General features: G+C 43.6%; 23 protein-coding genes and 6 tRNA genes. 16 read left to right on the forward strand and 13 right to left on the reverse strand.

Annotated features, from left to right (window positions below; translation table 11 throughout):
- Position 1 precedes the first annotated feature (1 nt).
- The gene (gene menC, locus OCU90_RS04725; RefSeq protein ID WP_061024999.1) at positions 2 to 1,009 is read left to right on the forward strand and encodes an o-succinylbenzoate synthase; all 1,008 of its coding nucleotides are present in this window, start codon (positions 2 to 4) and stop codon (positions 1,007 to 1,009) included.
- 52 nt (positions 1,010 to 1,061) lie between these two features.
- A complete protein-coding gene (gene menE, locus OCU90_RS04730; protein WP_061025001.1) occupies positions 1,062 to 2,498 on the forward strand; it encodes an o-succinylbenzoate--CoA ligase in 1,437 nt (478 codons plus the stop codon).
- A gap of 145 nt (positions 2,499 to 2,643) precedes the next feature.
- On the opposite strand, the gene nagE is transcribed toward menE, so the two are convergent.
- Positions 2,644 to 4,089 (reverse strand): N-acetylglucosamine-specific PTS transporter subunit IIBC, encoded by a 1,446-nt coding sequence (gene nagE, locus OCU90_RS04735; RefSeq protein ID WP_183091213.1) that lies wholly within the window; start codon positions 4,087 to 4,089, stop codon positions 2,644 to 2,646.
- Between the two features lie 193 nt (positions 4,090 to 4,282).
- Here nagE and OCU90_RS04740 point away from each other — a divergent pair, with 193 nt between their 5' ends.
- Both OCU90_RS04740 and OCU90_RS04745 read left to right on the forward strand, forming a co-directional pair.
- Positions 4,283 to 5,161 (forward strand): LysR substrate-binding domain-containing protein, encoded by an 879-nt coding sequence (locus OCU90_RS04740; protein ID WP_061025004.1) that lies wholly within the window; start codon positions 4,283 to 4,285, stop codon positions 5,159 to 5,161.
- Between the two features lie 106 nt (positions 5,162 to 5,267).
- Entirely contained in the window at positions 5,268 to 5,435 is a 168-nt protein-coding gene (locus OCU90_RS04745; RefSeq protein ID WP_169798677.1) for a hypothetical protein, read from the forward strand.
- A gap of 133 nt (positions 5,436 to 5,568) precedes the next feature.
- Here OCU90_RS04745 and OCU90_RS04750 read toward each other — a convergent pair whose 3' ends face one another.
- From OCU90_RS04750 to OCU90_RS04760, 3 genes are all read right to left on the reverse strand, one after another.
- Positions 5,569 to 6,489, reverse strand: a complete 921-nt coding sequence (locus tag OCU90_RS04750; protein ID WP_004736106.1) for a YeiH family protein — start codon at positions 6,487 to 6,489, stop codon at positions 5,569 to 5,571.
- Between the two features lie 146 nt (positions 6,490 to 6,635).
- Positions 6,636 to 8,510 (reverse strand): MFS transporter, encoded by a 1,875-nt coding sequence (locus OCU90_RS04755; protein WP_017084561.1) that lies wholly within the window; start codon positions 8,508 to 8,510, stop codon positions 6,636 to 6,638.
- A 17-nt stretch (positions 8,511 to 8,527) separates the two neighbouring features.
- On the reverse strand, positions 8,528 to 9,118 hold the full coding sequence (locus OCU90_RS04760) for a TetR/AcrR family transcriptional regulator (protein ID WP_004736110.1): 591 nt from the start codon (positions 9,116 to 9,118) through the stop codon (positions 8,528 to 8,530).
- Positions 9,119 to 9,314: 196 nt separating this feature from the next.
- Here OCU90_RS04760 and OCU90_RS04765 point away from each other — a divergent pair, with 196 nt between their 5' ends.
- Positions 9,315 to 10,223: a Tim44 domain-containing protein gene (locus OCU90_RS04765; RefSeq protein WP_017076759.1), complete on the forward strand. Its 909-nt coding sequence runs from the start codon at positions 9,315 to 9,317 to the stop codon at positions 10,221 to 10,223.
- A 91-nt stretch (positions 10,224 to 10,314) separates the two neighbouring features.
- Here OCU90_RS04765 and OCU90_RS04770 read toward each other — a convergent pair whose 3' ends face one another.
- The 7 genes from OCU90_RS04770 to OCU90_RS04800 all read right to left on the reverse strand — a co-directional run bounded on the left by OCU90_RS04770 (position 10,315) and on the right by OCU90_RS04800 (position 12,870).
- Positions 10,315 to 11,556, reverse strand: coding sequence for a hypothetical protein (locus OCU90_RS04770; protein ID WP_017095604.1), 1,242 nt, complete (start codon positions 11,554 to 11,556; stop codon positions 10,315 to 10,317).
- Between the two features lie 294 nt (positions 11,557 to 11,850).
- A tRNA-Tyr gene (locus OCU90_RS04775) sits at positions 11,851 to 11,935 on the reverse strand.
- Between the two features lie 102 nt (positions 11,936 to 12,037).
- Positions 12,038 to 12,122: transfer RNA gene (locus OCU90_RS04780), tRNA-Tyr, on the reverse strand.
- A 102-nt stretch (positions 12,123 to 12,224) separates the two neighbouring features.
- A tRNA-Tyr gene (locus tag OCU90_RS04785) sits at positions 12,225 to 12,309 on the reverse strand.
- Positions 12,310 to 12,411: 102 nt separating this feature from the next.
- Positions 12,412 to 12,496: transfer RNA gene (locus tag OCU90_RS04790), tRNA-Tyr, on the reverse strand.
- Positions 12,497 to 12,598: 102 nt separating this feature from the next.
- Positions 12,599 to 12,683, reverse strand: a tRNA-Tyr gene (locus OCU90_RS04795).
- 102 nt (positions 12,684 to 12,785) lie between these two features.
- Positions 12,786 to 12,870, reverse strand: a tRNA-Tyr gene (locus OCU90_RS04800).
- A 388-nt stretch (positions 12,871 to 13,258) separates the two neighbouring features.
- Here OCU90_RS04800 and OCU90_RS04805 point away from each other — a divergent pair.
- Together OCU90_RS04805 and vexH are read left to right on the forward strand one after the other, a co-directional pair.
- A complete protein-coding gene (locus OCU90_RS04805) occupies positions 13,259 to 14,335 on the forward strand; it encodes an efflux RND transporter periplasmic adaptor subunit (protein WP_061022831.1) in 1,077 nt (358 codons plus the stop codon).
- A complete protein-coding gene (gene vexH / locus OCU90_RS04810) occupies positions 14,335 to 17,448 on the forward strand; it encodes a vibriobactin export RND transporter permease subunit VexH (protein WP_061022829.1) in 3,114 nt (1,037 codons plus the stop codon). The genes OCU90_RS04805 and vexH overlap by 1 nt, the downstream gene beginning before the upstream one ends.
- A gap of 212 nt (positions 17,449 to 17,660) precedes the next feature.
- Here the strand turns inward: vexH and OCU90_RS04815 are convergent, their stop codons facing one another.
- Positions 17,661 to 17,984, reverse strand: coding sequence for a DUF1244 domain-containing protein (locus tag OCU90_RS04815; RefSeq protein ID WP_061022827.1), 324 nt, complete (start codon positions 17,982 to 17,984; stop codon positions 17,661 to 17,663).
- Positions 17,985 to 18,217: 233 nt separating this feature from the next.
- On the opposite strand from OCU90_RS04815, the gene OCU90_RS04820 reads away from it, so the two are divergent.
- The 8 genes from OCU90_RS04820 (at position 18,218) to OCU90_RS04855 (ending at position 23,661) form a co-directional block, all read left to right on the forward strand.
- Positions 18,218 to 18,712: a hypothetical protein gene (locus OCU90_RS04820; RefSeq protein ID WP_061022825.1), complete on the forward strand. Its 495-nt coding sequence runs from the start codon at positions 18,218 to 18,220 to the stop codon at positions 18,710 to 18,712.
- Positions 18,713 to 19,158: 446 nt separating this feature from the next.
- Complete coding sequence (locus OCU90_RS04825; protein WP_061022823.1) at positions 19,159 to 19,824, forward strand: NAD(P)H-binding protein; 666 nt, start codon at positions 19,159 to 19,161, stop codon at positions 19,822 to 19,824.
- Positions 19,825 to 19,885: 61 nt separating this feature from the next.
- Entirely contained in the window at positions 19,886 to 20,392 is a 507-nt protein-coding gene (locus OCU90_RS04830; protein ID WP_017094025.1) for a chalcone isomerase family protein, read from the forward strand.
- Between the two features lie 79 nt (positions 20,393 to 20,471).
- Positions 20,472 to 20,969: a hypothetical protein gene (locus OCU90_RS04835; protein ID WP_237296665.1), complete on the forward strand. Its 498-nt coding sequence runs from the start codon at positions 20,472 to 20,474 to the stop codon at positions 20,967 to 20,969.
- Between the two features lie 54 nt (positions 20,970 to 21,023).
- Positions 21,024 to 21,890 (forward strand): DUF302 domain-containing protein, encoded by an 867-nt coding sequence (locus OCU90_RS04840; protein WP_061022819.1) that lies wholly within the window; start codon positions 21,024 to 21,026, stop codon positions 21,888 to 21,890.
- Positions 21,891 to 22,062: 172 nt separating this feature from the next.
- A complete protein-coding gene (locus OCU90_RS04845; protein WP_061022817.1) occupies positions 22,063 to 22,740 on the forward strand; it encodes a hypothetical protein in 678 nt (225 codons plus the stop codon).
- Between the two features lie 36 nt (positions 22,741 to 22,776).
- The gene (locus OCU90_RS04850; protein ID WP_061022814.1) at positions 22,777 to 23,304 is read left to right on the forward strand and encodes a DUF3332 family protein; all 528 of its coding nucleotides are present in this window, start codon (positions 22,777 to 22,779) and stop codon (positions 23,302 to 23,304) included.
- A gap of 84 nt (positions 23,305 to 23,388) precedes the next feature.
- Positions 23,389 to 23,661 (forward strand): hypothetical protein, encoded by a 273-nt coding sequence (locus OCU90_RS04855; protein WP_061022812.1) that lies wholly within the window; start codon positions 23,389 to 23,391, stop codon positions 23,659 to 23,661.
- A 99-nt stretch (positions 23,662 to 23,760) separates the two neighbouring features.
- Here OCU90_RS04855 and OCU90_RS04860 read toward each other — a convergent pair whose 3' ends face one another.
- On the reverse strand, positions 23,761 to 24,828 hold the full coding sequence (locus tag OCU90_RS04860) for a PLP-dependent cysteine synthase family protein (RefSeq protein WP_061022810.1): 1,068 nt from the start codon (positions 24,826 to 24,828) through the stop codon (positions 23,761 to 23,763).
- Between the two features lie 129 nt (positions 24,829 to 24,957).
- On the opposite strand from OCU90_RS04860, the gene OCU90_RS04865 reads away from it, so the two are divergent.
- Positions 24,958 to 25,431 carry an Lrp/AsnC family transcriptional regulator gene (locus tag OCU90_RS04865; RefSeq protein WP_017078855.1) on the forward strand — a complete coding sequence of 158 codons (474 nt, stop codon included), beginning with the start codon at positions 24,958 to 24,960 and terminating at the stop codon, positions 25,429 to 25,431.

The following is a 25,431-nucleotide window of genomic DNA, read 5'->3' on the forward strand; positions in this document are numbered from 1 at the left end:
TATGAACTCAGTGAATTCTCAGCGTCACGCTAAACTCTACCGTTATCAATTGCCTATGGATAGTGGCGTGATTCTTCGTGACAATAAGTTGAACGAACGCGTTGGCTATATCATCCAACTAGAGTGTGATGGTAAAACTGGCTTTGGCGAAGTTGCGCCTTTGCCAGGTTTTAGCCAAGAAGATGCCGAACAAGCTGGCATTCAGCTTCAACACGAATTAGAGCTTTGGAGCCACAATAACCCTCAAACGCCTTTTGATGAGCTATATCCTTCTGTTGCGTTTGGCTTTTCGATGGCGATGTTGGAATTACGAGGCGAACTCAACGCTGAAGGTAACTACCAAGCCGCGCCGTTGTGTACAGGAGACCCAGATGAACTGATCCCTGTGCTGAATGAGATGAAAGGCGAGAAGGTCGCGAAAGTGAAAGTAGGTCTCTACGAAGCGATTCGTGATGGCATGTTGGTCAGCTTATTTCTTGAGTCGATCCCTGATTTGACCCTAAGACTTGATGCTAACCGTGCATGGAAGCCGGAAAAGGCTAAGCAGTTTATCAAGTACATTGCGCCTTCACTGCGTCAGCGTATTAGCTTTATTGAAGAGCCTTGCCAAAAACCAGAAGACAGCTTGGCATTTGCCATTGACCATGGCGTAGCGATTGCTTGGGACGAAACATTGCAAGAAGCGGTGCGAAGCCCAGAGTTTGATCTTAGCGACCTTACTGGTGTTAAAGCTGTCGTGATCAAGCCAACTCTTATTGGTTCTGTCGAGCGTTGTGTGGCAATCATTGAGCGTGCACAGCAACTCGGTATCAAACCAGTACTAAGCTCAAGCATAGAGTCTAGCCTTGGCTTAACTCAGATTGCTCGATTAGCACAACAATACTTGCCTAATGAAGTTCCAGGACTTGATACAATTGGCTTGTATCAGCAACAGCTAGAGGTTTCTTGGCCGGGTTGTCAGCTTCCGGTTTCTACTCTTGAACAGCAACAATTGATTTGGTCTTCTTAAGCTGATCGTTCGATTGGCTTAGACCGTTTTCAATCTATAACTTGGTTATCTTATGATGCGCCCACAATCTAATCATCACCCGCTTTGGGTACAGTGGGCGCAGCAAAACCCACATCAAACAGCGTTAGTGACTACTCACCACACTTATACTTGGCAGCAAGTGTCTGTGCTAGTGAGTGAGTACCAACAACAACTATCTCATCAAGGCTTATCTGAAGGTGATGTACTGACGATTGTTGGTAAGAATCAAGCTGAAGTGATTCCTGCTTATTTTGCCGCACTCAATTTGGGTGTTATTTGCGCTTTTACCATGCCTCAACCTCGCTTACGCCTGAAGCAAAAGCTCGATTCCTTATATCAAGCAGGTCAACAAAGCTACCTTTGGCTATTGGACAGTAGTGGGTTAGAGCGTTCTGATGCTGCTGATTTGAACACTAAGTTGGTGACCTTGTCTTGCTTAAATGAAGTGAAGGTCGATGGTGATGGCCTACCTTTAGCAATACTGGAAGAGTCCAGCTTCAATCCTCAAAACCTTGCAAGCATCGTATTCACTTCTGGCTCTACCGGAAATCCCAAAGCAGTGGCTCACACGCTTGAGCAGCATTTATGCTCGGCGGTCGGGTTGCTTGAGGTGTTTCGTTATCAACAAGGTGACACTTGGTTACTGAGTTTACCTATGTACCATGTGTCGGGGCTGGCGATAGTTCATCGTTGGTTAGCGGCTGGTGGCTGCATCAAGATAGGCACAGGTCAGCTTGAAACCGACATCGAAGGTTGCAGTCACGCTTCATTAGTGGCTACGCAGCTACATCGATTACTAAAGAGTAAGCAAGCACTTACTTTAACTCATGTACTTTTGGGTGGTAGCCATATTCCAGAAGCTCTTGGGCTTGAAGCTCAACAAATGGGCATTGAAACTTGGCTTGGATACGGTATGACAGAAGCGGCTTCAACAGTGACCGCGAAGCCTGTTGATGCCAGTAGCACGGCCGGTTTTGTCCTTAACCATCGCCAACTAAAAATTGAAGAACAACGTATCTTTATTGGCGGTGAGACGCTCGCTTCCGGTTATTACCACCAAGGTAAATTAACGCCATTAGTTGATAAGAACGGCTGGTTCGATAGCAAAGATCTTGGTGAGTGGGTTGGTGAACAAGTGTCGATTATTGGTCGCGCCGACAATCAGTTTATTTCTGGTGGTGAGAACATTCATTGCGAAGAGATTGAGCGAGCACTCAACCAATTGTCTGAGGTTAATCAGGCGTTTATTGTTCCTATTGAAGACGATGAGTTCGGATTCCGACCTGTCGCTATTGTGGATTGTGCTGATTTGCCAACCAAAGAGTGGTTTGCTGAGCAATTGAATGGCCGTCTTGAACGGTTCAAATTTCCTGTTGAGTATTATCGAATGCCTGAGCAAGAACAGCAGGGTATTAAGGTCTCACGCGCTGGATTAGCGCAGTGGCTACAGCAGATACGTTCTAAATAGAACTGAGAACAATAAAATGAAGCGCAATACACGGTGACTAGTCGTAATTGCGCTTCAGGGGGTTGTGACGGTGGTGAAGCCGTCACAAATTCTTAATATTTTATCTGGTCATTAAGGGTTTTATCTTTCCAGTTGGTTGTTTAACTTAAGCGAGTGCCTTCTTCATTTGTTCAGCAACCTTATCTACCTTACCTAAACCGATAATGACTTGTAGGCCACCTTTCCCAATGGGAACGACGCCTGCAGCACCTAGTTTTTTCAGTTTGCCACTGTCTGCTGCTGACGAGTCTTTTACTGTTAAGCGTAGGCGAGTAATACAGTTGTCTACTTCTAGAATGTTGTCTGCACCACCAATAGCTTCGATGTAGTTGTTGGTTAGGCTAACTAACGCTTCTGGAGATTCTGTCTCGCCTTCTGCTTCCATCTCTTCACCACGACCTGGAGTGCGCAGGTTGAACTTGATGATAGCGAAGCGGAAAATACCGTAGTAAAGCGCGAAGAACACCACACCTTGAACTAATAACATGTACCAGTTAGTTGCTAGTGGGTTTTGACTTGATAGCACTAAGTCAACAAAGCCTGCAGAGAAGCCGAAGCCTGCCATCCATTCCATGCTTGCTGCAATGTAAAGCGATAAACCTGTTAACACGGCGTGCAGTAGGAACAATACAGGAGCTAGGAACATGAAGCTGAATTCTAGCGGTTCTGTAATGCCGGTGAAGAATGAAGCCATCGCTGCGGCAAGCATGATTGCGAATACTTGGTTCTTGTTTTTCGCGTCAGCGCAGTGATACATCGCCAATGCTGCTGCTGGAAGACCAAACATCATGATAGGGAAGAAGCCCGCTTGGTACATGCCTGTTTTACCCGGAATACCCGTACCGTTAGCGATAGATTGTGCTCCGCCTAGGAAGTTTGGAATGTCGTTAATACCCACAACGTCGAACCAGAACACAGGATAAAGGGCGTGGTGCATACCAACTGATAGGAACAAACGGTTGAAGAAACCAAACAGACCGGCACCCACTGCGCCCATGCTTTCTAGTTTAATACCCAGAATGATCAGAGCGTCGTAAACAGCTGGCCAGATGTAAAGTAGAGCAAAAGAGAGAGCCATACCTGCGATTGAGGTCAGGATAGGAACCAAACGCTTACCGCTGAAGAACGCTAAAGCTTGTGGAAGTTCAACGGTTGAGTAGCGGTTGTAGATCTCAGCAGAGATGATACCCACAATGATACCTACGAATTGGTTGCTGATTTTGCCAAATGCCGCTGGCACTTCACTGAGTTCAACATCCATTAACTGAGCCACAGAGCCCGGAGCAAGTAGAGTGGTGACGACAAGGAACATCACAAAACCAGACAGTGCCGCAGAACCATTCTTATCACGGCTCAAACCAAATGCGACACCCACCGCGAACAGAACCGCCATGTTGTCGATGATTGCCCCACCAGATTTGATCAAGAATGCGGCTAAGATACTTTCAGAACCCCAACCAACAGGATCCAACCAATAGCCGATCCCCATAAGGATTGCTGCAGCTGGCAGTGTGGCTACGGGAACCATCAATGCCTTACCTACTTTTTGCATATACCCGAGTATATTCATACGTGCCCCTAAGTTTGTAATTAATTTTTTTAATGTTTCTGCTCGTCAACGTATGGAGTCAAATGTTGATCGAAGCAGTGCTTTAAGTAACTGCGGCCATTAGAAACTTATTTCTTAATGCAAACAAACGAAACGGGTAGTACTATGGATTAAAATTTTTAATGCATGAGTTCGTATGGCTAACCATCAATCTTTACTTAGAAATCTTCATACTTTTAATGTTGCGGCAGAGAAAATGAGCTTTACGCTAGCGGCGAAAAAGTTGCATCTGACTCAGGGGGCGGTAAGCCATCGAATCAAAGTGTTAGAAGGTGAACTCGGATTTAACTTGTTTGTGCGAGGGACTCGTAAACTTGAACTGACTGAAGAAGGTCAGCGCTTTCAACGAACGTTATCTAAGTCATTAAGCTCTATTTTTGGTGAGATCGAAGATATTACCAACACAGATCTGTATGGACAGATCAATATCGGAACCAGTCCTGCCTTTGCCAATAGTTGGCTACTACCAAGATTGGCTGATTTTAAACAGCGATACCCTAAGTTTAACCTCAACATTTTCTCGCAAGAAGAGCAGGATTTTCATCAAAATCATCTCGATGTCGCTATTTACTATGGTGCTGAAGATCTCAAAGATATGCATCGACAGCGCTTGTTTGGTGAAAAGTATATTCCGGTATGTACGCCGAGTTATGCGGCTGAACACAACATCTTTGATGATGGTGTAGAGTCGTTACATCGGATTAATTTCATTCATGCATTAGGGTCAGACGTGTGGCAGCGTTGGATTAAGCATAACGGCTTGGATGTGAACTTGTTTGAGCAGTTTTATTGCGTGAGCCATCGGGATATGGGCGTAAAAAGTGCCCTGAGCAATCTCGGTGTCGCGATGGGGCGCTATCATTTTGTTAAGCAGTACATTGAGACTGGTGAGCTCATAACGCCTTATCCGAGCATGGATACAGACAAAGGGTATGATTTGATCTGTCCGTTGGGCACGGAAAAGCGGCCTAAGGTTAGAACCTTTATTAAGTGGTTAGAGGGCCAATTATGCTAGGTTAGTTAATTTAGCAATTAGATAGTTCAAAACAGAATTTATTATCTTTATAACCATCCATCATAATAAGCCCTATAAATAACGGATTATAGAATAAGGTCTTATTATGAAAATTGCCCTCATCATTGCGGTTTTACTGCAGATAGGCCAAGCGGTCACTTCGTCAGGGTTGACTCGATCGTTGGCCGAACTCACCGCATTTGTGTTGGTTGTGGTACTTGTTTTAATGAAAAGAGAGAGCAAGAAGAGTGATAAGCCCCTGTTTAATTTGTGATTGTTGCAACAAAGAATATCGTTACCACAAACGATAAAGGCAAAGCCCATTGGAGCTTTGCCTTTTTGTTTTGTTGCTCGCTAATCTGAGTGTCTAGGTAACCGAACAACCAGTTAAAGCGTTTCTTTGCGAACTAAGCAAGAGTTAACCACGCCAAAGAACCCGTCGAAATCATCGTCCACATCGTAATACCAAACATCAATGGCTTCGGCCCTGCTGCTTTTAACTTCTCTACAGAAATACCACAGCCAATTAAGAACAGACACACAACTAACGCGCGTTTGGACACATCAAAGATCCCTTGGTAGACCATCTCAAATTGTGGCAGCAAGTCACTGATAGCAATGGCGGCGCAGTAGAAGAAAATGAAGTAAGGAATCGTAATTTTCTTTTGATCGTTCTTGAAGATCATCGCGCTGACTAAAGCGATTGGGATGATCCAAAGTGCACGAGCGAGCTTCAATGTTGTCGCTGTCGTCAGTGCTTCTTCACCATAAGCCGAAGCTGCACCTACCACAGAAGATGTATCGTGAATTGCAATAGCGGCCCAAGTACCAAATGTTTGTTGGCTTAACTCAAGCGCGTGGCCAATCATCGGGAATAAGAATAGAGCTACTGAGTTCAACACAAATACCGTAGCTAACGCCAAGCCAATCTGTTCATCGTCCGCTTTAATCGCAGGTGCCACAGCTGCTATCGCGCTACCACCACAAATAGCGGTACCTGAAGAGATTAGGTAACCCGTGGTGCGATCCAATCCCATTCGTTTGGCTAAGAACCAACCAATGACTAACGTACCAATGATGGTCGTGACAATTAGACCAATACCGTCGCCTGTTACCGCCAATGCTTTTTCAAACTGAATGCCAAAGCCTAAGCCGACAATCGAGTAGGCCAGTAACTTCTTTGTGAGTTTGCCTACTTCTAGATGCTCAGGGACTAAACCTAAACTAGCAAGCAGGAAGCCAATAACGAGGGCCGTCGGAGAGCTTACCCAAGGTGTTAAGCAAAACAGTGCAGCAAGATAAAATGGAGCAGACTTTTTTAGATTCATTGTATTTAGAGTCTTGTTGTATTGTCGCGTTATTGTAATGAGACCACTATACGTTCAATAAAATGATAAGTAAGTCTAAATGAATTGAACAAACGTTAAGGAAAACTTAACGCTTGTTCAGCTGATATGAATAAAGGGCTGGTTAGCTAGCGTAGTGTTCCACGAAGGTCTGAGACTGACTGCCGAAGAGTTTTGCACGAGGCATCTTTAGCGAGAATTGGCTTGCCAGCTTCTATTTCTAACTTGGTCCAGAAGCGGGTTGGTAACCCTTTGCAGGCACTGCCTTTGTAACGACTGAAGTAGCTGCCCCATAGCCCTTTGAGAGCCATTGGAATGACTGACACAGGAGATCGTTTGATAATCAGCTCCATACCACGCATGAACTCTGCGACTTCACCATCAGAGGTTAGCTTTCCTTCTGGAAAAATACACACGATGTGGCCTTCATGCAGAGCGCGTTCTACTTCTTTAAAAGCATTTCGAATAGAGCTACGGTTGGTTGCGGAGATTGGAATAACCCCAGCTCTTTTCAAGAAACGTCGAATAGGCGGCAACTTGGTGTAATCTTCTTCCATCACAAAGCGGATCAGGCGAGGGCAAACGGCGCTCAGCAATAATGCATCCATATAACTCACATGGTTGCAGATAATCAATGCGCCGCCTTTTTCTGGCAGGTGATGTAAATTTTTATGTTTAACTCGGTACATGGTGTGAGTGACCACCCACGTAAAGAAACGGAAAGCGTAAATAGGCACCTGATAAAACAGATACAGCATAACCAAAGTGTTTCCTATCGCGAGCAGTACAAATAGCTGTGGAATTGAAAGCTCCAGAATACTAAGGCAAACAATACCTAAAACAGCGCTCCCGACCATGAATAGCGAGTTGTAGATATTGAGCCCGGCGATTACTTGAGCTCGCTCATTTGGCTTTGCCCGTAGCTGCATTAGAGAGTAAAGCGGAACAATAAAAATACCACCAGAGATCCCCAGTAGTAGAAGATAAGCAAACAGCGGCCATAGTTCTGAATACGTCACAAACTGATGGAAAGAGTTAAAGTCAGGCAAAGACTCTGGGATGGATATCGCCATCAACAGGCCGAAGATCGAAATACCCAGGCTGCCCATTGGCACGATGCCGATTTCAATGCGGTGATTAGATAACTTATCACAAGCCAACGAGCCAATCGCAATGCCGACCGAGAACAGTGCCAACAAAAACGCGACAGCGCTTTCAGTACCGTTTAGGTAAACCTTGGTGAAGTTGGGAAACTGAGTGAGGTAAGCTGCACCGAGGAACCAGAACCAGCTGATCGACATCAGTGCTTGAAAGGTTGGGCGGTCTTTTTTGGCAATAGCGAGTGTTGCGCGGGTTAGCTTTACTGGCTGCCACTTTACTTTCAGATCTGGTGCGTTACTTGGCGCTTCTGGGATAAAGCAACTTGATACATAGCCAAGCACGGCGAACGAAACAATACATATCGCAGCAATGAGCTTCGCGCTTTCTTCAGATGCAATAATACCAGCACCTAGAGTACCGATTAGTATGGCTAAGAATGTGCCTGTTTCAACCAAAGCATTTCCGGACACAAGCTCTTTGGTTTCTAACTGTTGCGGAAGTAGGGCGTACTTAACGGGGCCAAAGAAGGCACTTTGTGTCCCCATCAAAAACAAAAGCAGTAGTAATATTTCGTAGCTTTCGTAGATAAATCCGACCGCACCCAGTGACATTATCACCACTTCAAGAAGCTTAACTTTACGGATAAACCACGATTTTTCATATTTGTCAGCCAGCACACCAGCCAAAGCAGAAAATAGGAAGAAGGGCAGAATAAAAAGGCCAGCGGCCAAATTAATAAATAAATTGCTGGAAATAGGTAGCGTGTCTACGCTTGCGAAAGCAACAAACAGTAACAGAACATTTTTGAATATGTTGTCATTAAAGGCTCCCAGAAATTGGGTAATAAAGTAGGGTAGGAACCTTTTTTGCGTTAACAGCGAAGATTGGCTGCTGTTGTTCATTGTCTTTCCTTGGATGATTACCAGTTGGTTAAGTAGTTTGAGACTAGGTTATTGATCAACTCTTTACCATCGATAGGCTCAGAGGCGAAAAATTTATCATCAACGCTAAGTAGAGTAATTCCATGTACTCCAGACCATAATACACGGCTGGCTTTAACGACTTCGCTTTCAGTATGTTCAGGAGCAATCGCGATTAATAGTTGCTCTAGCATACCTGTCATTCTATCGATACGGTTCGATTGCCATTCAGGAAGGTTTTCACCGTTCATGTTGTGCTCAAAGATAAGCTGCCAACGGTGAGGGTGTTTTTGTGCAAAATCGTGGTAGCAGTAGGCAAGGTTGAATAGAGCTTGCTGAGGATTGCTCGATTGTTCAACTGCTACAGCAGATTCTGACGCCAGTTCATCTAATGTTTGAGCAACAACATGCAGTAGCAATAGGTTGTAGTTGCCGAATACATTCACCAAGGTACTTGGAACATAACCAATCATATTGGCGATTTTACGCAGACTTAGCTCGTGATAAGAGTGCTCTTCTAAGAAGTCGGTCACCGTTTTTAAGGTTAATTGCACTAATTGTTCGCGAGTATGATCGTTTCGTCTTGCCATGGGTACTTTCTATTAAATGAACATCGTTCAATATTTTAATGCTGCCCCAGAGTGCCGTCAATCCCTTCGCTAGTTTAGTAATCAATTAATAGCCGCAATATTATGATACATGTGTAAACGCCGTGAATATTTCATTGTTCTTTGTTAACGAGTATGATTAAGGTGTCGAAAGATAAAAAACCTATAAAGGATAATAATGAAACGATTTTTCTCACTAGTCGCGATCCTGTTGGTAACAGTCGCGGTGACGCCAATCGCGGAAGCGAAAAAGTTTGGTGGTGGTAAGTCATTTGGCAAAAGCTTTAAAACGGCTCCAGCACCAAAACAACAAAACACGAATTCGATCCGTCAAGATCAAACGGGTAAGAACACAGCAGCTAACTCTAGTAAGAAAGGCCTTATGGGCGGTCTGCTAGGTGGTTTACTTGCTGGTGGTCTTTTAGCTGCATTCTTTGGTGGCGCATTTGAAGGTATCCAGTTCATGGATATTCTGATTATGGGTCTGATTGCTTTCCTAGCGTTTAAATTTCTACGCGGAATGTTGGGTGCGAAGCAGGGCTCAATGAATCAGCAGAATGCACGTGGTCAACAGCCAGCATTCGGCGGCATGGGTCAGAACAAGTTTGAACAACCTAAGCAACAGCCAAATGTTCATAACTTCGAGCAAGCACAACCTCAATCACAAGGCGCTGCTGGTGGTTTCGGTTTTGGTGCACAAAGCGATGTTCCACATAACTACCCACCGGGATTTGATCAAGCGGCATTCATCAACGGTTCTCGTGAGCACTACCGTACACTGCAAGGTGCATGGAATCACAACGAGCTAAACACGATTGAAGAATATGTATCTCCAAGCCTATTTGAAGACCTAAAAGCTGAGCGTAATAAGCTAGACGGTGATCAGCACACAGACGTAATGTACGTTGATGCTGAAATCGTTCGTGCAGACCACGATGGTAGCAAAGCACAGCTAAGCCTTCAGTTCAGCGGTCGTTACCGTGACACTGCGGATGGCGTTGAAGAAGATATCACAGATATCTGGCACCTAGAGCGTGACCTAACAACTGACAATGCACCTTGGTTAATTGTTGGTATTCAAGGCTAATTAGTCCAGTTTCGTGATTAAACGAAGAGCCCTCGCCAAATAGGTGAGGGCTCTTTTTTATATTCAGAAAGCAATTAGTACTGAGAGTGAGCTATGGCGCGTAGTTCAGTGTATGAGTGTGCATGCTTCCCCAATCATAGATCTCAAACTTTAGCTGGTTATCGCCAGTCTTTTTGAGGCTGATGCTCTCTTCGACACCGCTTGTTCCATCATAGTAATTACTCCAAGGACTATCAGGGCGCTGTTCACGTAAACTTTCAGACTGAACGCTAAGTTTGAGCGAAAGGGTGTTTGAAGGTTGACCGTTATTGATAAACGTATAGTCACCTGATTTTACGGATTCAGTTTTGAATACGTTCGTTCCGTTAATACTGCAGTCCCCATCTTGATAAGTCACCTTTGTTAGTGTGTAACTGTCTTGCGATAGCGCGAGTTGGTATCGTGCATTATCTGATGGTACGGGTGAGCATTGGTTGGTGGTTTCTGTCCAAGTTCCATAAAATGCCTCAATACCAAAGGCTTTATGTAGATTTTTCCAAGGGCTCTTTTCATCAATTTCAATGGCAACTGGCAGTGATGCGATTTCATCATCTTGGTCTCGATAGCGATTGAAGCTGTCGAGTGAGAGTTCAGCTGGGTAGGTAATTGAAGAGCTAGTGTCTTTGATTTTGACAATACCAATCCCCGGTGAAAACCAAAGTTCTTGCATTAGTGATACTTGATCTAGGTTGATCGTCCCATAGGCAGGCGTATCGACCGTCACATCAAACGCTAGGGTGAACTCGATGTGCACGGCCTCATAGTAACCGTGTTGAGTTACTATGGTTTCAATACCATGATTTTTCCATATCGGTAGGACATTTGTATATGCGGGGCCTATATCTGGTGTAATGGTGGTTACGGCAGAGGTATAGCTTGTGTCCAAGCGTCCTCCTAATTCAGCGTAAGCCGGTAGAAGGGTAAATGGAGTGTTTGAAATATCAAAGTGCGCTTTGTAGTGAACACCATTAACCCAAACTTGATTGAAGGTGAGACCTTTTAGATTCAGCTGATCATCTTTGTATTCGAAAGATTGGGTAAATCCACTGTGGACCCAATTCAGTGAAAATGTCTCAATACCATTAGCATCAATGGTTACTGGAGAACTGGTGACTTGATAGCTTTGCCCTGTATTGTCATCACTATATTGCCAAACAGCGTTATGCTGCGCTGGCATATATTGATTGGTAGAAATATATGATGATGCGGGAGCCGAAGGAGAACTGGACCCTCCGCCGCCACACGCTGTTAATCCAATAAGACACAGATTCATCATCCAATAGTTGTTATTCATGATTTATTTCCCTTACTTAGCCTAAACGACATTGTGCGTTTTAATGAGTATTTGCAGGAAAACCTTATGCTTATTGTTTTATAAAATATTGATATATCTCAATAGATTAATAAGGGATGTGATTATTTGATTATGGAATCTAAGAAGTATTGAATACATCAAGTTCTGTAGGTCTACATAGTTTGAATAGAGTCTACGATTGTATTGGGCTAAGAAGGGCTTTGCAGGAAGGCTCGGAAACGAAAAAAGCCAACTCAATGAGTTGGCTTTTCGATTTTCCAATTAAGGAGAATATGGTGGAGGGAGACGGATTCGAACCATCGAAGGCAGTGCCGGCAGATTTACAGTCTGCTCCCTTTGGCCACTCGGGAACCCCTCCAGGGTGTGTCTTACTCTTCACAAAGTAAGCCTAAATTGATGTTTTCCCATAAGCCCATCAATCAGGTTGTTCTCTTAATTCTCGAAAGAGGTAAGAAGAATATGGTGGAGGGAGACGGATTCGAACCATCGAAGGCAGTGCCGGCAGATTTACAGTCTGCTCCCTTTGGCCACTCGGGAACCCCTCCAGGGTGTGTCTTACTTTTCACAAAGTAAGCCTAAATTGATGTTTTCCCATAAGCCCATCAACTAGGTTGTTCTCTTAACTCTCAAAAGAGGTAAGAAGAATATGGTGGAGGGAGACGGATTCGAACCATCGAAGGCAGTGCCGGCAGATTTACAGTCTGCTCCCTTTGGCCACTCGGGAACCCCTCCAGGGTGTGTCTTACTTTTCACAAAGTAAGCCTAAATTGATGTTTTCCCATAAGCCCATCAATCAGGTTGTTCTCTTAGCTCTCAAAAGAGGTAAGAAGAATATGGTGGAGGGAGACGGATTCGAACCATCGAAGGCAGTGCCGGCAGATTTACAGTCTGCTCCCTTTGGCCACTCGGGAACCCCTCCAGGGTGTGTCTTACTCTTCACAAAGTAAGCCTAAATTGATGTTTTCCCATAAGCCCATCAACTAGGTTGTTCTCTTAACTCTCAAAAGAGGTAAGAAGAATATGGTGGAGGGAGACGGATTCGAACCATCGAAGGCAGTGCCGGCAGATTTACAGTCTGCTCCCTTTGGCCACTCGGGAACCCCTCCAGGGTGTGTCTTACTCTTCACAAAGTAAGCCTAAATTGATGTTTTCCCATAAGCCCATCAATCAGGTTGTTCTCTTAACTCTCGAAAGAGGTAAGAAGAATATGGTGGAGGGAGACGGATTCGAACCATCGAAGGCGGAGCCGGCAGATTTACAGTCTGCTCCCTTTGGCCACTCGGGAACCCCTCCAGGGTGTTTTTCCTAACTCATAATGGATAGGCTAAAGAGATGTTTTTCCCAACGCATCTCTCAAGTGCGGAGCGCATCATAGCAAACACGTTAAACCTGTAAAGAGTTTTTCTTATGGTTTTGTGTTGAATGCTGCCTTTTTGGGCAAAGATGGCGAAAAGTACGCATATTGCTCGGGAAGTGAACATCTGTACTAAGGTTTACGTAGTGATAGGTAACACCTTGAGGTAACTCGCTTTCTACATTGTGTTTGGTTTGTGCAATTCGCCAAGAAACGTAAATGGAATTTAATCTAGATTTACACTTCTTGACGTTACAGCATTCATCAGTTGATAGAATACGGTTAATTTCATTTATAGATATTAAATCTCACTTGCAGACCATTATTATGAAGCATAAATCTGTTTTAACCCTGCTTAGCTTGTCTATTCTTATGGCGTCTCCAGCCGCACTAGCTAAACGCATGGGCCCTAGCACTGTCACTGTTGTTACTGAGCAAGTTGATATTCACCAAGTTAGCCAATCTCTTTCTTTGGTAGGTAAGTTAGAAGCAGAACAATCTGTGATCATTACCTCTGAAGTAGCGGGCAGAGTTGACTCTATCAACATCAAAGCCAATCAAGATGTCACCAAAGGGCAGATGTTGGTTCAATTAGATGACGACAAAGCAAAAGCTGCAGTTGCAGAAGCGCAAGCGTACCTAAAAGACGAGCAACGTAAGCTAGCGGAATTCCAACGACTAGTGAAACGCAACGCGATCACGCAAACTGAAATTGACGCTCAGAAAACTAATGTAGAGATCGCCAATGCTCGCCTAGCTGCCGCCAATGCCAATCTTAAAGACTTACACATCAGCGCGCCTTTCTCTGGCACGGTCGGTTTTATCGACTTTAGCCGCGGAAAAATGGTGACAGCAGGTACTGAGCTTGTGACTTTAGATGATTTGTCTGTGATGCAGTTAGATCTTCAAATTCCTGAGCGTTACCTTTCTAAGCTGTCTAAAGGCATGACAGTGACGGCTCGCACCAGTGCGTGGGGCGAGACTCAGTTCACTGGCACAGTGGTAGGCATTGATTCTCGTATTAATGCTGAAACTTTGAACCTTCGAGTTCGAATCCACTTTGGCAACAATAATGATTACCTAAAGCCGGGCATGCTAGTGGCCGCTGATATGGATTTCCCTCCTGTAGAAGCGCCGATTATCCCAGTTCAAGCGCTTGAGTATTCTGGTACTAAGCGTTTCGTCTATGTTATTGGCGAAGATAACAAAGCGACTCGTACCGAAGTGTTCTTGGGTGCGCGTATCGATAACGAAGTTGTGATCGACAAGGGCATCGAGATTGGCCAGAAGATCGTGGTGCAAGGTATCGTGAACATGCGTGACGGAGTCTTGGTTCAAGAGCTTGCCGTTAATCGCCCAGCTAAACTTGATGAAAATACAGCAGCACAAGAAGGCGCTAACTAATGTTGTTATCTGATGTTTCTGTAAAGAGACCAGTAGCGGCTGTCGTATTGAGTCTGCTTTTGGTTGTGTTTGGTATTGTCTCTTTCAATAAGCTTGCAGTTCGCGAGATGCCTGATATTGAAAGCCCGGTGGTATCGATCAGTACTCGTTATGAGGGTGCGTCTGCCACCATCATTGAAAGTCAAATAACCTCCAATCTTGAAGACCAGTTATCCGGCATCAGTGGTATCGATGAGATCGAATCCACAACGCGTAACGGTATGTCGCGTATCACGATTACTTTTGAGCTTGGTTACGACCTCAATACTGGTGTCAGTGATGTTCGTGATGCCGTAGCGCGTGCTCAGCGTTCGTTGCCAGATGAAGCCGACGACCCAATTGTTTATAAGAACAATGGTAGTGGTGAAGCCTCGGTCTACATCAACTTAAGCTCGACGGAGATGGACCGAACGCAGTTAACCGATTACACCGAACGTGTGTTGATTGACCGCTTTAGTTTGATCTCAGGTGTGAGCTCGGTGGATATCTCGGGTGGCTTGTACAAAGTAATGTACGTGAAGCTGAAACCTGCGCAGATGGCAGGTCGTGGCGTTACTACTTCGGACATCACTTCTGCGTTAAACAGTGAGAACATTGAAAGCCCGGGTGGTGAAGTACGTAACGATGCGATTGTGATGTCGGTTCGTACCGCTCGTTCTTACACTGAAGCGGAAGATTTCGAATACCTAGTGGTAAAACGTGCCTCTGATAACACACCTATCTACTTAAAAGACGTAGCGGATGTGTACATTGGCGCAGAAAACGAGAACTCGACCTTTAAGAGTGACGGCGTTGTTAACGTTAGTATGGGGATTGTGCCTCAGTCAGATGCGAACCCACTTGAGGTTGCTGACTTGGTCCATAAAGAAGTTGAGGCGATTCAGAAGTTCCTGCCTGACGGGACTCGACTGGCGGTCGACTATGACTCAACTGTCTTTATCGATCGTTCGATCTCAGAGGTTTACAGCACACTCTTTATTACGGGTGGTTTAGTTATCCTCGTACTTTACGTCTTCATAGGTCAAGCGCGTGCAACGCTGATTCCAGCAGTGACCGTACCTGTATCTCTGATCTCGTCGTTTATTGCGGCGTACTACTTCGGTTTCTCTATCAACCTGATTACCCTGATGGCACTTATCCTGTCGATTGGTTTGGTGGTCGATGATGCGATCGTGGTGGTTGAGAACATTTTCCACCATATTGAACGTGGTGAGTCACCGCTGCTTGCTGCTTATAAAGGGACACGTGAAGTGGGCTTTGCGGTAATCGCAACCACTCTAGTCTTGGTGATGGTATTCCTGCCAATCTCGTTCATGGATGGCATGGTCGGTCTCTTGTTTACGGAGTTCTCGGTACTGTTGGCGATGTCAGTGATCTTCTCGTCGCTAGTCGCACTAACGTTAACGCCAGTGTTAGGCAGTAAAATCCTAAAAGCGAACGTTAAACCAAACCGTTTCAACCTGTTTGTCGAGCGCGTATTTGGCAAGCTAGAAGCCGGATACAAAGCGGTATTGCGCCGTGCTTTAAACTGGCGTTGGGCTGCTCCAATCATTATTATCGCGTGTATGGGCGGTAGTTATGGCTTGATGCAACAAGTGCCGTCGCAACTGACGCCTCAAGAAGACCGTGGTGTTATCTTTGCGTTTGTTCGTGGTGCTGATGCAACCAGTTACAACCGTATGTCTGCCAATATGGACATCGTTGAAGAGCGCCTAATGCCGCTGCTTGGTCAAGGTTTCTTGAAGTCATTTAGTATTCAATCACCAGCGTTTGGTGGTAATGCTGGCGACCAAACGGGCTTCGTTATCATGATCCTGGAAGATTGGGATGAACGTGATGAAACCGCTCAGGAAGCGCTGAACGAAGTTCGTAAATCTTTAAATGGTATTCCTGATGTACGTGTATTCCCGTTCATGCCGGGCTTCAAAGGTGGTTCAAGTGAGCCTGTGCAATTCGTACTGGGTGGCTCTGATTACTCTGAGCTTCAGAAATGGGGCGAACTGTTAAAGCAAGCGGCTGAAGACTCTCCAATGATGGAAGGTGCGGACATCGATTACTCTGAGAAAACACCAGAGTTATTGGTAACCGTAGATAAACAACGTGCAGCCGAGCTAGGCGTTAGCGTTTCGGATATTTCAGACACATTAGAGATCATGCTTGGCGGCCGTAGTGAAACCACTTTCGTTGACCGTGGTGAAGAGTATGACGTATACCTTCGTGGTGATGAGAACAGCTTTAATAATGCTAATGACTTGAGCCAAATCTACATGCGAACTCAGTCTGGTGAGCTGGTTACACTCGATACGTTGACGCACATTGAAGAAGTGGCTTCTTCGATTCGTTTGTCGCACTACAACAAGCAGAAATCGGTGACCATCAAAGCGAACCTAATGGAAGGCTACACGCTGGGTGACGCACTCGATTTCCTTGATGAACAAGCGATTGAGCAGTTACCAGGCGATATTTCAGTGAGTTACTCTGGCGAGTCAAAAGACTTTAAAGAGAACCAATCGAGTATCTTAGTGGTATTTGCGCTAGCGATGCTGGTCGCGTACTTGGTACTGGCCGCGCAGTTTGAAAGCTTCATTAACCCGCTGGTGGTGATGTTCACCGTACCTATGGGTATCTTTGGTGGCTTCTTAGGTTTGGTGTTGATGAATCAAGGGCTCAATGTTTACAGCCAGATTGGTATGATCATGTTGATCGGTATGGTGACCAAAAACGGTATCTTGATCGTAGAGTTTGCTAACCAACTTCGTGACCGTGGCATTGAGTTTGAAAAGGCGATCATTGATGCTTCGGCTCGACGTTTACGTCCAATCTTGATGACGGCGTTCACCACACTAGCCGGTGCAATCCCATTGATTACTTCAACGGGCGCAGGCTATGAAAGCCGAGTAGCAGTGGGTACGGTTATCTTCTTCGGTATGGGCTTTGCAACTTTGGTTACTCTGTTCGTAATCCCTGCGATGTATCGACTGATTTCTGGCTCAACACGTTCTCCAGGTCATGTGGAAGCGGTTCTAAATAAAGAGCTGAGCCACGATAACGTGGGAAGAAGCTCGCACGGTTAGTTGGCCAAATGAAGGGCTAGACTATAGATAGTTGTTATAGCCCTTAAGTTTAAAGCTTGATAAAGAAAGCCCAGTAACTGGTGTCCAACTATTGGGGGCAGTTCATTACTGGGCTTTTTGTTTGCTAAATATTGCTGATTGAAAGTAACAATGTGTTCAATCGATAATAAAAACGCGCTCAGGATACGAACTCTTATTTGGTGTCCAATTTCTTAACTCTTTTTCGCTTGGCGAGCTTCAAATTCGGCCAATTGTTCAGGCGTCGCTTTTGGTTGATGGTTAGCTTTCCACTCATCGTAAGTCATGCCATAAACACGTTCACGTGCATCGTCTAAATCTAAATCGACTCCCATCAATTCAGCTTCTGCTGCATACCATTTGCTAAAGCAATTTCGGCAAAAGCCAGCCAAGATCATTAGGTCAATGTTTTGCACGTCTTTATTGTTGTCTAGATGAGATAATAGGCGGCGAAATGAAGCGGCATCTAGCTTGTCTTGTTCTTCTTGAGTTAGTTGCTTGTATTTGAATTCAGCCAAAACTCTTTCCTTTTCAAGTTAATGATTATCCTTAATTAGAGTCTACACGGCTGCGAGATTGACGCCAATACTCATTCACTGGTTTGAGTATGTACCCCTCATATTTCGAGGTTCTCATAGGATAAGAAAATTACAACTAGACCGATCGGTCTGTGTTGTGTATTATTCATTCAACACTTCAAATTGGACCATCGGATCACTGAAGCAGTAAACCGGTGAGAGGAGAGCAAAGCATGACATTAGCATTTGAAACATACTTGGCTATTGGTTTATCGATGGCGCTGTTAAGCCTTTGGAAAACCTATTCAGGGCCTGCTATTGCCGCGTTTCTATCTTACTCCTACCCAGAAATGCTGTTGTTTAATTTAATCCCAGCGATGATTGCTGCATATGCGGGTTGGAAAATTGCTCCCGTCTATTCAACCTTATTTAAGAAACAAAAAGGCGCTGTCTTTAAACCAAAGCTCAGAAAATTCATGAAAAAATGGAATCAATACGGCCAACTTTCGATGGCTATTTTGGCTCCTGTCTTAGTCGGAATTCCGAGTTATACCTTTGTTTCCAAACGATTGAATCAAAGTGGCGTGAAAGCATTTGGCATGCTGGCATTGTCGATCTTAGGTTGGAGTAGCTTGGCTTATAGCTGTTTTGCATTCCTAGATGTTGGTCAGTATGTTGCGATAGAGAACATTATTCCCGAGTCTGTTCTTGAGAATATTCAGCAATAAATAGACTAATTTACACAACTTGCAGTGAGCAAAACGCAGTCTAACTCCTAACACGTATCGTGCTCATTTTGTTTCGTCGCCATTGGCGATTTGAAAGCTTGTCCTCCTAGATGTCCTCACTGAGCTCTCGCTCGGTTTTAAGTACCAAACACTTCAACGACTCATTTAATGAACAAGTCATCTGAATCTATACTGATACTTGAATCGGCTCTCTCCGGTTCTTGGAGTGTCAGTAATGACCTCACCAAATCTTGTCGAGCGTTCACGTCTTAGCCCCTCACTAATCAGATCTATATTCCAGAGGTCAATGCGTTTCAGCTTCGAATGTGTAAACCGATCAGTCTAATCCTGACAAAGTTGACAATATTATGACTAGACCGGTCGGTTTGTTGCGTTTATTATATATACAACGTCGAGACGACATAACTTTAAACGGTGAATTTCATATGAATAGATCAATCATTATTGCTGGTTCGAGTGGCTTAGTTGGGCGAGAAACGTTGAGTGCTTTGTTAAGCAGTCAGAATATCAGTACTGTTTACGCACTGTCTCGACGTGAACTTAATACGCAGCATCAGAAATTGAAGCAGATAATTGACAGTAATCTAAGTGTTCCTGCAATCCGTTTAGATTCAGATCTTCCGGACGTTGGGGTTATCGCTTTAGGTAGCACGATTAAAAAATCGGGTACCAAAGATAAACTTCGCGCAATTGATGTTGACCTAGTCGTGTCGACCGCAGCAAACATGAAAGATCTTGGAGTGAAACACCTGATCGTCGTGTCATGTCTTGGAGCTGATAGCAAAGCTCGCTCGCATTACCTTCGCTGCAAAGGGGAGATGGAAAATGACGTTGAATTACTTGATTTTGAGAAAACGACTTTCCTACACCCGGGCCCGTTGGCGGGGGATCGACAGGAGAAGAGAACTGACGAAAAGTTACTTCAAGGTGCTCTGAAAGTACTTAAGCCGATGATGATCGGCAGTATGAAAAAGTACCTACCAATTCAAGCATCGAATATTGCAAACAGCATTTTGATTCATTTGACATTTCCGAGCTCTAGAAAGGTGGAGAGATTAGATTCTCTCGATATGATGAAGCTAGCGTCTTAGCCCCATCTCGGCATGAGCGAGCGTCTGCGATGTTTAAACCTGAATGTAGGAAGAGATACTAATGAGATACAAAGTAACATTTTTGCTGATGATTCTTGTGATGGCCGGGGAAGCGTTCAGTCATGAGCTAAAAGCCGAGCCTTCGCACGCGCAATTTGAATCGTGGGCATACGATGATTATCGAATGGTCGTAGAAAATACTCGCACATTATGGTTTGTCGACTATTACGATATTAGTCACTTGAAAAGCAAAGAAGGTGATAGCGCACTTCTATTGACGTTTACGCCGGATAAGTTAACACAAGAAAAAGTCACAACAGCCACTATTGAGGCGCTAGAAGAGTCAAACCCTGGCATCAATATGAAAGACTCAAATATTCAAAAACTAGTGGATAGCCTATCCATGCCGCTCATTAAAGACGATGTGATTGCCATTATCTACAAAGGGGAAGCGATGCAGATTCAATATAACAATGACGTTGTGTATCAGGCTAAAGCATCTTCAAAACAGAGTGTTGCTTTAAGGAATATCTGGCTAGGCGAGACCCCTGTTGATGATTTGCTATAAGAGCCAACTAAAGTGGGGCAAGTTCCTCATGATAATGGTGCTAACTTTGCCATCGTTCGTTGCTATGAGTGGAGAAAATATGATGACGAGAACGGATAAAACTGAATACAGAGAGTTTGCGAAGGGACTTAAGTATGAGTTGGTATTTCGAAACTTAGGTAAACAGGTATTTTCTGAACTCAAACACAACCCGCCAGGCAGTATGACAGCAAACAGTTTGGACTTGCTCAGCAAAATGGAACAACACAATACCATTGTGATGAACCCTGTTCGCAAACAGTACAGTGTTGATAGCACTATTCGTTGTAAAGATAAGTTTTTCGCTAAAACAGTGACGTTGTCTTTGAAAGTGATGCCATATTTAGGGGCGAAATATTTAGAGGGCAGCGCAGAGCGATTTGTTCACCAGCTTAAGGATATTCAAGCATCCAGCCCAGTCGGTTATGAAAAAGAAATGACTTATATGGTAGAGCATGAAAAAGCGCTGTATGGGTACTTAGTCCACTTGAATGATGGTGACCCAAAGCGCGCCCATTCGGTCCTTGAAGACTTTGTTTCCGAGCATAATATTCAATAGATTTGATTGTTTCGTTTTGCCTTCAATCATTTTCAAACTCTAGAGAGGTTATCTATGAAAAAACTGTCTTTAATTGCTTTGTTTGTTCTGCCCATTCTAGGTTGTGAAACGACCGTTGATCAGAACGCTCATCAATCTCAACTAAATGCCGTTGATGAGAGTGTGCTCATTGTTGATCGAAACGTTGAAGATAAACGACTAGATAAAGTTTTAACTATCGACCATTCTCGATTAGCTGAGCAGGCAAATGAATATTTAGCACCAAGTCGAGTGGACTTTTATACCGACGACCAGTTGAATACTCAGTTGCTCAAAGACAGTTTACAAGTAGGGCTCGATTTACCATTTCGTATTTTGAATTATGTTGAAAATGGTGAGAAAAAAGTAATTTATACCGATGCTCAGTTTATTCAAAAGCGACACGGAATAATGGATAACGAAGCCCTTGAGCAGTACGCAGAAAAAACGGCATCGCTAACTAATGGGTTAGAAAATATTGCGCCAGTGCAGAGCGAAGGCTTAACAAAGAACTACGGCATTGAAACATTAGTATCAGAGTATGATTTTGAAACGACACTGAACAATATTAAACGAGATGTTCTTGCTCAAGGTGACACGGTTTGGTTTATGAACTGGGACTTTAAGGCTAGAGCGAAAGCTATTGGGGAGTCTCTATCTAATGCGACCTTGCTCGTTTTTGGTGGGCCAGCGCCAGGTGCAAAAGCAATGACCGATTTCCCAAGTATTGGATTGGATGCTTTTGGCCAAAAAGTATTAGTGACTGAAGAAAACGGTCAAGTGACGGTTGCCTACAATAATATTGTCGACATGTCTGAACTCCATTATCAGGACAATGCAATTTCTCATAAGGTCATCAACTTTCGATTGGGTAAAACTCTCGGCGGAGCCGTAGAAAAATAATCTATCTCGTTACTAATTATATCGATAATTAGCGTCTAATTAATTCACATTAATAAAAAGCTATGATTTTAAAATTATGGCGTGGCTTTTTATTACCTAAAAACTACGGCTAATTTAATAGCCTAATTTTAACACTGCCATTTTGGCACTAAAATTCAACTATTGGAATATCATGAAAACACAATTAGTTACATTATCTTCTTTGTTTTTTATTTCTTTATCTAGTTCAGTTCTTGCAAGTGACGCTATTGTTAATGAAAGCCTAGAACAAAAAAAACAAGATGAAAAAAGTTATCACAGTCAAGACATTAGAAATGTCCAGAGTAGTATTACAGGTGAATATGAATCTTATGAAGATGCTGATGCAATATCTTTGGACGGTACATACGGTATTAATGATAAAGCAAGTGTTGGTATAACATATAAAAACTACTCGTTTGACTACGATGATGAAGCATCAGACGTCATGTCGCTAACAGGTCAATACAATATATCCAGTAATGTCGTAATTGATGGCGTTTGGAATAACATAGATGGAGAATATAATAATTATCGATTTGGAGGTAATTATGTAGGGGATGCTAGGTTTGGTGTGTGGAATGTTGGTGCAAATTACTATGGTGGTGACCTTGCTGATGGTTTCGACGTAGAGGCTGGGGTTTTGGTTCCATTTGGTAATATGTACTACCGTGGTGACTTTACGTATTTTGTTGATGCAGAGGGGTATGAAAATATTTTCGAAAATAAACTTGGATGGACAAACGGAAAAATTGACGTTAATGCATCAGTAAGTACCTATGAATTAGGTGAAGATACGTTTTTTGGTGTTGAATTAGGTTATCTTTTTTAAGTTGTAGGCGAGAAAGTGAATTTTTTAAACAAAAAAATGGTACTAAAATTATCAGTATTGATGTTAATTGTGCCGGTTGTAACTGGTTGCGTCGGTAGTAACTTTACGACCAATAAACTAATGGAATTTAATGTTAAGGTTGTTGATAACCGCTATGCACGTGGCGGTGTTAACTTCTTATTGGCACCTGTTTATGGCTTTACAACATTGGCAGATTACTTCGTTGTTAACTCAATCGAGTTCTGGACGGGGTCAAACCCTTTCGACGGCACTCCGCATATCTTTGATAGTAAAGTCGAGACAATGATTGATATTAACGGTGATCTTGATCCTTCACTGCGTGATGCACCGATTGATCCTCTGACGTACCACAACATTGAAGACAGTCACATAAGAACTATTGACGAAAATACTATTGAGATGGAAGTGACTTATGTTGACGGCACTTCTTCAACGGTAACCGGCGTGAAGGAAGGTGCAAACGTTAAGTACTTTGTTGATGGTGAGTTTGTCTCTGAAACATCTGTAGAGGCGTTATCAGAAGCATTTGAAGTGAGCTCATAATCATCCATTGTCAAAGTGAACGTTATTGTTCGCCTATTATTTCTAAATATTTACGATTAATAATCAAGCTTTTAGGATATTAATATGAATCAATTTGGCGTGACTGGTTTTATTGTGAAAAGTAGCCTTACTAAAAAGAATATTCAACCTGTCGATGATATGTCTTATCCAGGATGTAGCTTTTTAGTGCAAACAGATAACTTTCTAGTGTCATGTTGTTCATTAGATAAATATATTCATAATGCGTTTGAAACTCTTCAAAACACAAAAGGAAAAGTTAAACTAGAAGGGTTTTTGTTTGTAGATACTTATAGTGATAATGCGTCTTTGTCTGTAGTGACAAAAATAACACAGTAATAGCGATTAATAAGCTTCTTAATAGGGGCTTGTTATAAAGAAAAAGGACGAAGTTAACTTCGTCCTTTTTTGTCATTGTAAACTTGTTAGTTAATGAACTTAAGCCAACTCACCCGTTTGCGAGAAAGCTTCTAACTTCGCCGCGTACGGTTGTAGGTCACCGATATTCAGATTTACCCACTCGTCATTGAAGTAAGTGTCTAGGTAACGTTCACCGCTATCACATAGCAAAGTCACGATAGAACCTGTTTCGCCACGTGCTTTCATTTCACTGGCTAACTGAAGCACGCCGTACATGTTAGTACCGGTTGATGCGCCAACCTTGCGACCAAGAATTTCAGATAACCAATGTGTCGTTGCGATACTTGCTGCGTCTGGGATTTTTCGCATTTCGTCAACCACACCAGGAATGAAGCTTGGCTCTGCTCGTGGGCGACCAATACCTTCAATCTTGCTGAATGTATTGCCTTTCACGTTCGCATTGCCTGTTTGGAAGTATTCGTGGAATACAGAGTTTTCAGGGTCGACAACACAAAGCTTAGTTTCATGCTGTTGGTAGCGAATGAAGCGGCCGATAGTTGCAGAAGTACCGCCAGTACCTGGGCTCATTACTACCCAAGCTGGGACTGGGTGATCTTCCATCTGCATTTGATTGAAAATCGAGTTCGCGATGTTGTTGTTACCACGCCAGTCGGTTGCGCGCTCAGCGTAAGTAAATTGGTCCATGTAATGACCATTCAGCTCTTCTGCTAAACGACGTGACTCATCGTAAATTTCATCTGAGCGGTCAACAAGATGTGCTTGGCCGCCGTAGAATTCAATCTGCTCAATTTTCTTCTTTGCTGTGCATTTTGGCATTACCGCAATAAACGGGAGACCTAGTAGGCGAGCAAAGTAAGCCTCAGACACGGCTGTGCTACCTGATGAAGATTCAATGATCGTCGTTTCTGGACCAACCCAACCGTTACAGATAGCGTATAAGAACAGAGAACGCGCTAAGCGGTGCTTCAAAGAACCCGTTGGGTGTGTGCTTTCATCTTTAAGGTAAACATCAATGCCTTCGATACTTGGTAGTTCGAGCTTGATAAGGTGCGTATCCGCTGAGCGTTGGTAATCGGCTTCAATTTTACGAATCGCGTTATTAATCCATTGATGGTCAGTGCACATAAGCGTTCTCCTGATCGAGTGTAGGAATTCTTTGTAATTGGTATGGTTCTAATTTAGCTACAATTGGAGAGAAAAACTTTGCCATATTTGCTTTGTTTTGCTTAAATTGTAGAAAATAATTCTCTTTAAATGCGATTTGGTGAAAGTGTGATAGATGCCGTAGATAAAAAAATATTAGGATTACTGCAAGAAGACAGCACTCTGTCATTGAATGACATTTCTGAAGCAGTCAATCTCACCACAACGCCTTGCTGGAAAAGACTTAAGCGTCTCGAAGAGAACGGCATTATTGAGAAAAGAGTGGCGTTACTGAATCCCGAAAAGCTCGATCTTTCTTTTACCGCGTTCGTATTGATTAAAACCAGTGATCATTCTCACGAGTGGTATGGTCGTTTTGTGAATACTGTGTCGGAGTTTCCAGAAGTGATGGAGTTCTATCGCATGGCTGGCGAATATGACTATATGATGAAGGTTCAGGTGAAAGACATGAAGTGCTTTGATGATTTCTACAAGCGCTTGGTGAATAGCATTGATGGTATCTCTAATGTGACCTCGACATTTGCGATGGAACCATTGAAGTACACGACAGCATTGCCGCTTTAA

The organism is Vibrio splendidus, from assembly GCF_024347615.1.
Lineage (GTDB): Bacteria > Pseudomonadota > Gammaproteobacteria > Enterobacterales > Vibrionaceae > Vibrio > Vibrio splendidus.